The organism is Streptomyces silaceus (genome assembly GCF_001419745.1).
Classification (GTDB): Bacteria; Actinomycetota; Actinomycetes; order Streptomycetales; family Streptomycetaceae; genus Streptomyces; species Streptomyces silaceus.
Map to the genome: position 1 here is coordinate 22544 of NZ_LIRJ01000193.1, position 12177 is coordinate 34720.

Annotated in this window: 9 protein-coding genes; 3 read left to right on the plus strand and 6 right to left on the minus strand. The window is 70.0% G+C overall.

The features are described from left to right. Window positions 1-4: 4 nt before the first annotated feature. Window positions 5-1102: a mechanosensitive ion channel family protein gene (locus tag AOK22_RS19175; protein ID WP_055699905.1), complete on the minus strand. Its 1098-nt coding sequence runs from the start codon at window positions 1100-1102 to the stop codon at window positions 5-7. Window positions 1103-1146: 44 nt separating this feature from the next. On the opposite strand from AOK22_RS19175, the gene AOK22_RS19180 reads away from it, so the two are divergent. Continuing rightward, window positions 1147-1716, plus strand: a complete 570-nt coding sequence (locus AOK22_RS19180; RefSeq protein WP_055699906.1) for a dienelactone hydrolase family protein — start codon at window positions 1147-1149, stop codon at window positions 1714-1716. Between the two features lie 70 nt (window positions 1717-1786). On the opposite strand, the gene AOK22_RS19185 is transcribed toward AOK22_RS19180, so the two are convergent. The 4 genes from AOK22_RS19185 to AOK22_RS19200 all read right to left on the minus strand — a co-directional run bounded on the left by AOK22_RS19185 (window position 1787) and on the right by AOK22_RS19200 (window position 6593). After that, window positions 1787-3508, minus strand: coding sequence for an alkaline phosphatase D family protein (locus tag AOK22_RS19185; RefSeq protein ID WP_055699907.1), 1722 nt, complete (start codon window positions 3506-3508; stop codon window positions 1787-1789). A 133-nt stretch (window positions 3509-3641) separates the two neighbouring features. After that, window positions 3642-4460: a thioredoxin domain-containing protein gene (locus AOK22_RS19190; RefSeq protein ID WP_055699908.1), complete on the minus strand. Its 819-nt coding sequence runs from the start codon at window positions 4458-4460 to the stop codon at window positions 3642-3644. Between the two features lie 41 nt (window positions 4461-4501). Next, window positions 4502-5188 carry a hypothetical protein gene (locus AOK22_RS19195; protein WP_055699935.1) on the minus strand — a complete coding sequence of 229 codons (687 nt, stop codon included), beginning with the start codon at window positions 5186-5188 and terminating at the stop codon, window positions 4502-4504. A gap of 76 nt (window positions 5189-5264) precedes the next feature. Further along, a complete protein-coding gene (locus tag AOK22_RS19200) occupies window positions 5265-6593 on the minus strand; it encodes a DUF2252 domain-containing protein (RefSeq protein WP_055699909.1) in 1329 nt (442 codons plus the stop codon). Window positions 6594-6798: 205 nt separating this feature from the next. Between AOK22_RS19200 and dnaE the strand changes: the two genes are divergently transcribed. Next, on the plus strand, window positions 6799-10341 hold the full coding sequence (dnaE, locus tag AOK22_RS19205) for a DNA polymerase III subunit alpha (RefSeq protein ID WP_055699910.1): 3543 nt from the start codon (window positions 6799-6801) through the stop codon (window positions 10339-10341). Window positions 10342-10422: 81 nt separating this feature from the next. On the opposite strand, the gene AOK22_RS19210 is transcribed toward dnaE, so the two are convergent. Beyond that, on the minus strand, window positions 10423-10602 hold the full coding sequence (locus AOK22_RS19210) for a hypothetical protein (RefSeq protein WP_055699911.1): 180 nt from the start codon (window positions 10600-10602) through the stop codon (window positions 10423-10425). A 318-nt stretch (window positions 10603-10920) separates the two neighbouring features. Here AOK22_RS19210 and AOK22_RS19215 point away from each other — a divergent pair, with 318 nt between their 5' ends. Next, a complete protein-coding gene (locus AOK22_RS19215) occupies window positions 10921-12159 on the plus strand; it encodes an NYN domain-containing protein (RefSeq protein ID WP_055699912.1) in 1239 nt (412 codons plus the stop codon). The last annotated feature ends 18 nt before the right edge of the window (window positions 12160-12177 follow it).

Sequence of the window (12177 nt, forward strand, 5' to 3'; positions counted from 1 at the left end):
GCGCTCAGCCGCGGCCGGTCCGCGGCGCGTCCGGTGTGAGCGGCTCGGGCCGCGGCCGGTGGCCGTTGGACAGCGGCTCGGCCACCGCGGTGGTGACCCGCGGCAGCGCGTACCGGTGGTGGTCGGCCAGCCAGCGGACCATCTGCTCGCGGACCGTGACCCGCACCGTCCAGATGTCGTCCGCGTCCTTGGCGGTGACCAGGGCGCGGACCTGGATGGTGGTCGGCGTGGTGTCGGTGACCGCGAGACCCCAGTCCCGGCCGTCCCAGGCCGCGCAGTCGCGCAGGATGTCGTGGAGGTGCTCCCGCATCAGCGCGATCGGCGCGGAGTGGTCCAGCTGGAAGAAGACGGTGCCGGTCATCTGGGCGCTGCCGCGCGACCAGTTCTCGAAGGGCTTGGACGTGAAGTACGAGACCGGCATCGTGATCCGGCGCTCGTCCCAGGTGCGGACGGTCAGGAAGGTGAGGGTGATCTCGTCGACGGTGCCCCACTCGCCGTCCACCACCACCGTGTCCCCGAGCCGCACCATGTCCCCGAAGGCGATCTGCAGCCCCGCGAAGAGGTTGCCGAGGGTGGACTGGGCGGCGACACCGGCGACGATGCCGAGGATGCCCGCCGAGGCGAGCAGCGAGGCCCCCGCGGCCTGCATCGCGGGGAAGGTCAGGAGCATCGCGGCGACGGCCACCACGCCGACGACGGCAGTGACCACCCGCTGGATGAGCGTCACCTGCGTGCGCACCCTGCGGACCCGCGCGGGGTCGCGGTGGGCGGCGGCGTAGCGCGCGTACGACGACTCGACTATGGCCGTGGCGATCCGCACCACGAGCCAGGCGGTGGAGCCGATGAGGACGAGGGTGAGGACCCGGCCGATGACGGCCTCGTGATCCTTGGCGATCTTGGCCTGCCGGTAGGCGCCTCTGAGCAGGGCCGTGCCCAGGACGACCTGGAGCGGGACACGGCAGCGGCGCAGCAGACCCCACAGCGGGGTCTCGTGGTGCCGTTCGTCGGTCCGGCGCAACAGCACGTCGACCAGCCAGCCGACGACCACCGTGAGCACGACCGAGCCGCCGATGACGATCAACGGACGCAGTACGTTCTCCATGCCTCAGAGAGTAGGGGGCAGGCCACGGATGGCACGATGGCCCCATGAACATCGTGCTTTTCCATTCGACGTACGGTCTGCGGCCCGCGGTGCACGCGGCGGCCGACCGGCTCCGTGCCGCGGGGCACGAGGTGTGGACCCCCGACCTCTTCGAGGGCCGCGTCTTCGACGACGTCGAGGAAGGCAGGGCCTACCAGAGCGAGCTCGGCAAGGACGAGATCCTCAAGCGGGCCATCCTCGCCGCCGCGCCGTACTCGGAGCGGGGGCTCGTCTACGCCGGCTTCTCGCTGGGCGCCGCGACCGCCCAGACCCTCGCCCTCGGCGACGACAAGGCGCGCGGCCTGCTGCTCCTGCACGGCACCTCCGACATCGCGGAGACCGCCTCCGTGGACGAGCTGCCGGTGCAGCTGCACGTCGCCGAGCCCGACCCGTTCGAGCCCGACGACTGGCTGAGCGCGTGGTACCTGCGGATGGGGCGGGCCGGCGCCGACGTCGAGATCTACCGCTACGCGGGCGCCGGGCACCTCTACACCGACCCCGACCTCGACGACTACGACGCCGAGGCGGCGGAGGCGACGTGGCGCACGGCGCTCGGCTTCCTGGAGACGCTCTGATTCCCGGAGGCGCGCCGGGCCCGCGAAACACGCCGGGCCCGGCGCTCCCCGCCCGGCCGGTGCGGCCGCGTCAGCGCACCGGCTCGTGCACCCGCTCGACCTTCTGCGTGCCGTTCAGCGTGCGGTACGAACGGGCCCACGACGACGTCGCCTTCGGGTCGGTCCGGTCGGAGACCACGTAGTAGTCCATCTGCGAGCGCTCGGCGGTGACGTCGAGGACGCCGTAGCCGTGCGAGTCCATGTCCAGCCACTTCACATGGCGGTTGGCGGCCTTGATCGCGCCCGCCGCCACGACGGAGAGCGTGTGCGGGGCGATGTGCAGCATGTCGTCGATGTTGTCGGAGGTCACCGAGGTGACCACGAACTCCGTGGCCGCCGACGACGACAGCGGGTACGTCGCCGCCTTGGCCGGCACGTCGTTCGCCCAGGCCATGTGGATGTCGCCGGTCAGGAAGACGGTGTTGCGGATGTTGTTGTCGCGCAGGTGGGAGATGAGCTCCTTGCGGTCGTCCGTGTAGCCGTCCCACTGGTCGGCGTTGATGGTGAGGCCCTCCTTGGGCAGGCCCAGCAGCTCCGCGAGGGGCTCCAGGAGGTGGGCCGGCAGCGAACCGAAGGCGACCGGCGAGATCATGACCGAGGTGCCGACCAGCTTCCAGGACGCGTCCGAGGAGGCCAGGCCCGACTTCAGCCAGTCCAGCTGGGCGCGGCCCGTGATCGTGCGGTCCGGGTCGTCCACGTCGCCGCTGCCGAAGCCCGCCTGCTCGGAGCGGAAGGAGCGCAGGTCGAGCAGGTGCAGATCGGCCAGCTTGCCGTAGCGGACGCGGCGGTAGACGGTGCCCTCGGTGGAGGCGCGCACCGGCATCCACTCGAAGTACGCCTGCTTGGCCGCCGCCATCCGCCGCGCCCAGTCGCCCTCGGTCCCCGGGGTGTGGTTCACCGCGCCGCCCGACCAGGCGTTGTCGGCGAACTCGTGGTCGTCCCAGATCGCGATGACCGGGTGCGTGGCGTGCATCGCCTGCGCGTCGGCGTCGGTCTTGTGGACGCCGTGCCGGGTGCGGTAGTCGGCGAGCGTGAGGATCTCGTGCTTGGGCTCGTGGGGGCGTACGACGTACTTCGCGGCCGGGTACTCGCCGCTCTGATACTCGTAGATGTAGTCCCCGAGGTGCAGCACCGCGTCGAGCTCGGTGCGGGCCGCGAGGTGGCGGTACGCGGAGAAGTAGCCGGCCTCCCAGTTGGCGCAGGACACCACGCCGAAGCGGACGCCGTGCGCGGACGCGTCGTGCGCGGGGGTGGTGCGGGTGCGGCCCACGGGGGAGTGCACCGGGGAGCCGTCGGAACCGCCCTCTACGGAGAAGCGGTAGTAGTAGGTGGTCGCCTGGCGCAGGCCCCTTACATCCGCCTTGACCGTGTGGTCGGCGGCCGCCCGCGCGGTGGTGCTGCCCCGGCCGACGACCCGGGTGAACCCCTTGTCCTCGGCTATCTCCCACCGCACCTCGGTGTCGGGGCCCTTCCCGGAGCCGGGCACGGCGTCCGGGGTGGGCGTCACACGGGTCCACAGCAGGACACCGTCGGGCAGCGGGTCCCCGGAGGCGACTCCGTGACGGAAGGACGGTCCGTCGGCGGCGTGCGCCGGGAGCGCGGCGAGCGGGGCGGCGAACGCGGCGGTGGCGGCCGCGGCCTTGACGACGGTGCGGCGGCTCGGGGTCCGGAGCCCGAGCGTCCGGGAGGCGTGCTCCGCGGTGTCGGGGGTCTGCGGGGCGAGCGACGACTGGACATCATTTCGGCTGGTCACGGGCGATCACCTTACTGATCGGTAATCGCAAAGAGCGGGCGAACACGATGAGTTCGCCCGCTCTTTCGCCATGCGCCTTGTCCGCGCGCGGAGTTGTGTACCGTTTCAGACGGTCATGTCCGACTGTGTCCGGTCAGCCCTTCAGCGCGTCGTCGATCGCCTTCTTGTAGTCCTCGACCGTGGCAGGCGCGTTCTTCGAGCCGGGACCGGTCAGCTGCTTGCCGTCCATGACGAAGGAGGGGGTGCCCTCGACGCCGTCCTTGTTGTCGTCGAACGTCTTCGACATCTCCAGGGCCCAGCGGTCGAAGGTGCCCTTCTCGACGTCCTTCTTGAACGTCGCGCTCTTCTTGAGCTCGGGCACCGTGTTGGCGACCTTCTCCAGGTAGGAGTCGTCCTTGAACTTGTCCTCCTGCTCCGACGGGTGGAACTTCGCCGAGAACAGGGCCTTCTTGTACTCCAGGAACGCGTCGTCGCTGACGTTCAGCGCCGCGCCGAGCGCGCTCAGGGCGTTCCGCGAGCCCTCGCCCGGGATGTTCCGGTCGAGGAAGGTGGCGCCGATGAACTGGATCTTGTACTTGCCGTCCGCCAGGTCCTTCTCGACCGTCGGGCCGACGTTCTGCTCGAAGGCGGCGCAGACGGGGCAGCGCGGGTCCTCGTAGACCTTGAGGGTCTTCTTCGCGGACTCCTTGCCGAGGACGACGGTCGTGCCGTTCTTGCCCGTGGTGTTGGCGGGCTTGACCAGCTTGTCGTCCTTGGCGGCGTCCCAGTAGCCGGGCTTGTTGGACTGCATGACGGCGTAGCCGACGCCGCCGGCGATCGCGAGGACGCCGACGATCGAGACGCCGACGATGGCCGCCCGCTTGCGCTTCTCGCGCCTGCGCTCGGCCTCCTGCTGGGCGCGGATCCGCTCGCGGGCCGCTGCCTTGGCCGCCTGGCTGTTGCGCTTGCTCATGATCTTTTCTCCGTGTGGGTGAACTGCGTGGGGTGCTGTGCTCAGGCGAAAGCGGCCGAGCACGGCGGTCCACGCCGCCCCACGAAGTGCACGAGCAGCCGCGTACGCGCCGTCCGCGTCCGGCGCTCGGGGCGCGGCGTCCGGCGTACGGGCCTGCGGGACGGGGTCACCGCGGCGACCGCGATCAGGAGCGGCCGGAACGTGGCGGCGGACACCGCGCGCAGGAGCTGGGCCAGTGCCCGCTCGCCGCGCCGCAGCCAGGCCGCCGCGAGGAGCCCCACCCCGACGTGCGCGCCGAGCAGCAGCCAGGAGGCGCCCGGCTCGGCCTCGGCGAGCACGGCGGCCGCGCTGCTGTGCCCGTCGCCGGCCATCTGTGCCAGCGGGGTGCCGAGCGGGGTGCCGCCGCACAGCACGTCGAAGCCGACGGAGCGCAGCGGGCCCGCGACCGGGCCGCCCGCCTCGCCGTAACAGACGTGCTGGCCGGCGGTGAACACCGTGTCGGCGGCCAGCTCCAGCGGGATCAGCAGGGCGGCGATGCGGCCGTAGCCCCGCTCGCGTCCCGCCAGCGCGTACGCGAGCGCGAAGACGGCGGCGGCGATCGCCGCGACCGTGGTCAGCGGCAGGGGAACACGGGACAGCAGCACGTGCGACGCGGTGGAGAGCGTCACGACGAGTGCCGTGAACAGCGCCGCGCGCACGGCTCTGAGCTGGGTCCCTGATATGTCCATCGCCGAGGAGTGTGCCATGTGTTCCTGTGGGAGGTCCCCCATGGGGGCCACTGGTTCCACTGTGGCCTAGTGGGGCCTACAGACCGGGGATCCGGCCGTTGCGGAACAGGTCGACGAAGATCTGGTGGTCCGCACGCGCGCGTGCCCCGTACGTGTGCGCGAAGTCCACGAGCAGGTCCGCGAAGCCCGACTCGTCGCCCGCGATGGCGGCGTCGATGGCGCGCTCCGTGGAGAACGGCACCAGGTCCGAGTGGCCGCTCTCGTCGTCCGCCGCCGCGTGCATCGTGGCCGTGGCGCGGCCCAGGTCGGCGACGACCGAGGAGATCTCCTCCAGGTCGTCGATGTCGGACCAGTCCAGGTCCACCGCGTACGGCGACACCTCGGCGACCAGCTGGCCCGCGCCGTCCAGCTCGGTCCAGCCGAGCCACGGGTCCGCGTGCGCCTGGAGGGCGCGCTGCGAGATGACCGTGCGGTGCCCCTCGTGCTGGAAGTAGTCCCGGATCGCCGGGTCCGTGATGTGCCGCGAGACCGCCGGGGTCTGGGCCTGCTTGAGGTAGATCACGACGTCGTTCTCCAGGGCGTCGCTGTTGCCCTCCAGGAGGATGTTGTACGACGGCAGGCCCGCGGAGCCGATGCCGATGCCGCGGCGGCCGACGACGTCCTTCACGCGGTACGAGTCGGGGCGGGTCAGGGAGGACTCCGGCAGCGTCTCCAGATAGCCGTCGAAGGCCGCGAGGACCTTGTAGCGCGTGGCGGCGTCGAGCTCGATGGAGCCGCCGCCCGGCGCGAAGCGGCGCTCGAAGTCGCGGATCTCGGTCATCGAGTCGAGCAGCCCGAAGCGGGTCAGGGAGCGCGCGTCGCGCAGCGCGTCCAGGAGGGGCCCCTGGGCGGTGTCCAGCGTGAAGGGCGGCACCTCGTCGCTCTTGGCGCCCGTCGCCAGGTCGTGGATCCGCTCGCGGTAGGCCGCGGCGTAGACCCGCACGAGGTCGGTGATCTGCCCGTCGCTGAGCGCCTTGGTGTAGCCGATCAGGGCCACGGAGGCGGCGAAGCGCTTCAGGTCCCAGGTGAAGGGGCCGACGTACGCCTCGTCGAAGTCGTTCACGTTGAAGATCAGGCGGCCCTGGGCGTCCATGTACGTGCCGAAGTTCTCGGCGTGGAGGTCGCCGTGGATCCACACGCGGCCGGTGCGGTCGTCCAGGTAGGGGCCGCCGTGCTGCTCGCGCTCCAGGTCGGCGTAGAAGAGGCAGGCCGTGCCGCGGTAGAACGCGAAGGCGGAGGAGGCCATCTTCCGGAACTTCACCCGGAACGCGGCGGGGTCCGCGGCAAGCAGCTCGCCGAACGCCGTGTCGAAGACGGCGAGGATCTGCTCGCCGCGCTGCTCGGCGGTGGGCTGCGGGACCGACATCGCTGGGTGCCTCCTGGTGCGGGGTGGTGCGTGACAAGGGGGGGGACGGGTGATCCGTCCCACGGGGACAGATGTTCCGCCCCTTCCAACGTTCGACCGTACCGCCGAGTGCCCGCCGTCTGTCAGTGCTCCGGATTAGACTTCCACGCTGTCCCCCCAGACTGCCCGCAGCCTGTCGCCCAGCGTTCTCCGGAGGCCTTCCGCCGTGACCAAGCCGCCCTTCACGCACCTGCACGTGCACACCCAGTACTCGCTGCTCGACGGTGCCGCCCGGCTGAAGGACATGTTCAACGCGGCGAATGAAATGGGCATGACGCACATCGCGATGTCCGACCACGGCAACCTCCACGGGGCGTACGACTTCTTCCATTCGGCGCAGAAGGCGGGCGTGACGCCGATCATCGGGATCGAGGCGTACGTGGCGCCGGAGTCGCGGCGCAACAAGCGGAAGATCCAGTGGGGCCAGCCGCACCAGAAGCGCGACGACGTCTCCGGTTCGGGTGGTTACACCCACAAGACGATCTGGGCGGCGAACAAGACGGGCCTGCACAACCTGTTCCGGCTCTCCTCGGACGCCTATGCGGAGGGCTGGCTGCAGAAGTGGCCCCGCATGGACAAGGAGACGATCTCCCAGTGGTCCGAGGGCCTCATCGCCTCCACCGGCTGCCCCTCCGGTGAGCTGCAGACCCGCCTGCGCCTGGGCCAGTTCGACGAGGCGCTGAAGTCGGCGGCGGAGTACCAGGAGATCTTCGGCAAGGACCGGTACTTCCTGGAGCTGATGGACCACGGCATCGAGATCGAGCGCCGGGTCCGCGACGGCCTGCTGGAGATCGGCAAGAAGCTCGGCATCCCGCCGCTGGTCACCAACGACTCGCACTACACGTACGCGCACGAGTCGACCGCGCACGACGCGCTGCTGTGCATCCAGACCGGCAAGAACCTCTCCGACCCGGACCGCTTCCGCTTCGACGGCACCGGCTACTACCTGAAGTCCACGGACGAGATGTACGCCATCGACTCCTCGGACGCGTGGCAGGAGGGCTGCCGCAACACGCTTCTGGTCGCCGAGCAGATCGACACCACCGGCATGTTCGAGAAGCGCGACCTGATGCCGAAGTTCGAGATCCCGGAGGGCTTCACCGAAGTCACCTGGTTCCAGGAAGAGGTCCGTCGCGGCATGGCGCGCCGCTACCCGGACGGTGTCCCGGACGACCGGCAGAAGCAGGCCGAGTACGAGATGGACATCATCATCCAGATGGGGTTCCCCGGGTACTTCCTCGTGGTCGCCGACTTCATCATGTGGGCCAAGAACAACGGCATCGCGGTGGGCCCCGGCCGAGGCTCCGCGGCCGGCTCGATCGTCGCGTACGCCATGGGCATCACCGACCTCGACCCGATCACGCACGGCCTGATCTTCGAGCGGTTCCTCAACCCCGAGCGCGTCTCCATGCCCGATGTCGACATCGACTTCGACGAGCGCAGGCGCGTCGAAGTGATCAGGTATGTGACGGAGAAGTACGGCGCCGACAAGGTCGCCATGATCGGCACGTACGGAAAGATCAAGGCGAAGAACGCCATCAAGGACTCCGCGCGCGTGCTCGGATATCCGTACGCGATGGGCGACCGCCTCACCAAGGCCATGCCCGCCGACGTCCTCGGCAAGGGCATCGACCTCTCCGGCATCACCGACCCCAAGCACCCCCGCTACAGCGAGGCGGGCGAGATCCGGGGGATGTACGAGAACGAGCCGGACGTGAAGAAGGTCATCGACACCGCCAAGGGTGTGGAGGGCCTGGTCCGGCAGATGGGTGTGCACGCGGCCGGCGTGATCATGTCCAGCGAGCCGATCGTCGACCACGCGCCGATCTGGGTGCGCCACACCGACGGCGTGACCATCACGCAGTGGGACTACCCCCAGTGCGAGTCGCTCGGCCTGCTCAAGATGGACTTCCTGGGCCTGCGCAACCTCACCATCATGGACGACGCCGTCAAGATGGTGCGGGCCGGCAAGGGCATCGACCTGGAGATGCTCTCGCTCCCGCTCGACGACCCGAAGACCTTCGAACTGCTCTGCCGCGGTGACACGCTCGGCGTCTTCCAGTTCGACGGCGGCCCGATGCGCTCGCTGCTGCGCCAGATGCAGCCCGACAACTTCGAGGACATTTCCGCCGTCTCGGCCCTGTACCGGCCGGGCCCGATGGGCATGAACTCGCACACGAACTACGCCGAGCGCAAGAACGGCCGCCAGGAGATCACGCCGATCCACCCGGAGCTCGAAGAGCCCCTGAAGGAGACGCTGGGCCTCACCTACGGCCTCATCGTGTACCAGGAGCAGGTGCAGAAGGCCGCGCAGATCGTCGCCGGCTACTCGCTCGGCGAAGCCGACATCCTGCGCCGCGTGATGGGCAAGAAGAAGCCCGAGGAGCTGGAGAAGAACTTCGTCCTCTTCCAGGCGGGCGCCCGGAAGAACGGCTACTCGGACGCCGCGATCCAGGCCCTGTGGGACGTCCTGGTCCCCTTCGCCGGCTACGCCTTCAACAAGGCGCACTCCTCCGCGTACGGCCTGGTCACCTACTGGACCGCCTACCTCAAGGCGAACTACCCGGCCGAGTACATGGCCGCGCTGCTCACCTCGGTGAAGGACGACAAGGACAAGTCGGCCGTCTACCTGAACGAGTGCCGGCGCATGGGCATCAAGGTGCTCCCGCCGAACGTGAACGAGTCGGTCCACAACTTCGCCGCCCAGGGCGACGACGTGATCCTCTTCGGCCTGGAGGCCGTCCGCAACGTCGGTACGAACGTGGTGGAGTCGATCATCCGGTCGCGCAAGGCGAAGGGGAAGTTCACCTCCTTCCCCGACTACCTCGACAAGGTCGAGGCGACCGCCTGCAACAAGCGCACCACCGAATCGCTCATCAAGGCGGGCGCGTTCGACACCATGAACCACACCCGCAAGGGCCTGACCGCGCAGTACGAACCGATGATCGACAACGTGGTCGCGGTCAAACGCAAGGAGGCCGAGGGCCAGTTCGACCTCTTCGGCGGGATGGGCGAGGAGACCGGCGGCGACGAGCCGGGCTTCGGGCTCGACGTGGAGTTCTCCGAGGACGAGTGGGACAAGACGTACCTGCTCGCCCAGGAGCGGGAGATGCTCGGTCTGTACGTCTCCGACCACCCGCTCTTCGGCCTGGAGCACGTCCTGTCCGACAAGGCGGACGCGGGCATCGGACAGCTCACCGGCGGTGACTTCTCCGACGGCTCGGTCGTCACCATCGGCGGCATCATCTCGGGCCTCCAGCGCAAGATGACCAAGCAGGGCAACGCCTGGGCGATCGCCACGGTCGAGGACCTCGCGGGCTCCATCGAGTGCATGTTCTTCCCGGCGACCTACCAGCTCGTCTCGACCCAACTCGTCGAGGACGCCGTGGTGTTCGTGAAGGGACGTCTCGACAAGCGCGAGGACGTGCCGCGGCTCGTCGCGATGGAGATGCAGGTCCCCGACCTGTCGAACGCGGGCACCAACGCGCCCGTGATCATCACCATCCCGACGGTCAAGGTGAGCCCGCCGATGATCACCCGCCTCGGCGAGGTCCTCAGCCACCACCGGGGCAACAGCGAGGTGCGGATCAAGCTCCAGGGGGCGCAGAAGACCACCGTGCTGCGGCTCGACCGGCACCGCGTGAAGCCGGACCCGGCGCTCTTCGGTGACCTGAAGGTGCTGCTCGGCCCGTCCTGCCTGGCGGGCTGACCTCCTCCGGCACCGCTTCACCCACAGCGCCGAGGGGCGCACCCGATCCGGGTGCGCCCCTCATGTGTGCCTGGGGGTGTGTCAGTTGTGGCCGAAGCGACGCTGGTGCTTACGGGCAACATCGGCAGGGCTGCCCTGCGCCTGCGACTGCACCGCCGACTGGGCGTCGGACGCGGCCGACCTGGCCTGCTCCTGCGCCTGCTCGGCCTGCGAGGCGCGGTTCTGCTGGCCGCCCTGCTTGCGGTTCTTGTTCTTGGCCATGGTGATCTTCCTCCTGAGGGGGATCTGGGGGCCAGGACGCGACCAGATTCACATATGGCGCCAAGGTGTGCATTTCGGAGAATTACCGTGTGTGACAGGGCCGTCGGAGCGACGTCCGCCGCTGCGCCACGCCGAAGATCGAGCTCGGGCCGTTAACCTCCGCCCGGTCGGGCAGACTCGAAGGGAACCCGACGCGGACCCGCACCTTGATTCGTTGTCCTTACAGGGTGTCTTCGTGGGCCTTCGTGGGAACGTCCAGGAACCTCCGGGCACTTTTCGGGAATCTTCAGGGAACTCCAGGGAAAGAGGGTGGATCGCGTGGACCGCTGCATCGTCCTGGTGGACGCCGGGTATCTGCTGGGTGCCGCCGCGAGTCTCCTCGCGGGCGAGCCGTCCAGGTCCCGGATCACCGTCGACCACACCGCCCTGATCCAGGGACTGCGCGAGCGCGCGGAAGCGGACACCGAGCGCCCCCTCCTGCGCATCTACTGGTTCGACGGCGCCCCCGACCGCGTCCCGCAGCCCGAGCACCGGCGGCTGCGCGTCATGCCGCGCGTGACGGTCCGCCTCGGCGCCCTGACCCGCAGCGACGGCCGGTGGGCGCAGAAGGGCGTGGACGCCGCGATGCACGCCGAGCTCACCGAGCTCGCGCGCAACCGCGCCTGCTCCGACGTCGTCCTCGTCACCGGCGACGGCGACCTGCTGCCCGGCATGATGGCCGCCAAGGAGCACGGCGTCGCCGTCCACCTGTGGGCCGTCCAGGCCGCCGACGGCGACTACAACCAGTCGGAGGACCTGGTCGCCGAGGCCGACGAGCGGCGCGTCCTCGACCGGGCGTGGATCACCAAGGCCGTACGCCCCAAGGAGCTCACCGGCATCTGCGCCCCGCCGCCCGCGCCGCGCCCCGAGATCGCCGCGATCCTCTCCGCGCCGCTGCCGGAGTCCGCGCTCGCCGCCGCCGCGCAGCACGCCGAGACGGAGACCCCCGTCCCGCACACCGACCCCGCGGCCAACGGCCGGGGCGGCGGCGAGCACCGCATCCCCGCCGGCAAGGGCGTCCCCACCCCCAAGGACCTGGCCGCCCTGCGCGGCCCCGGCGCCCCGTCCGCCCAGCACCCCACGAACGCGACGCTGCGCTGGTCCTCCGACAAGGGATGGGTCGAGCGGCCCGGCGGCGCCTCCGAGAGCCCCGAGGCGGCCGCCCTGCCCACGCTCGCCCAGCTGACGACGGCCGAGCAGCGCTGGGCCGACCGCGAGGAGGACATCACCACCGTCGGCGGAGACCCCTACGAGGTAGGACAGGTGTTCGCGCGGCGCTGGATGGCGCGCCTCCCGGAGCAGCACAACCTGCAGAAGCTGTCGACGATGTACCCCCGCATCCCGCACCGCATCGACGGCGAGCTGCTGCGCTACGCCGCGCGATTCGGCCTGCTCGCGCACAAGGACGACCAGATCGACGAGCACGACCGCTATGCGATCCGGGCCGGCTTCTGGCGGGAGATCGACGTGCGGACGGCCGCCGAGCACGCGCCCGCGGGGGACCGGGCAGGTGACTGATACGGGGCGTACGGGGCG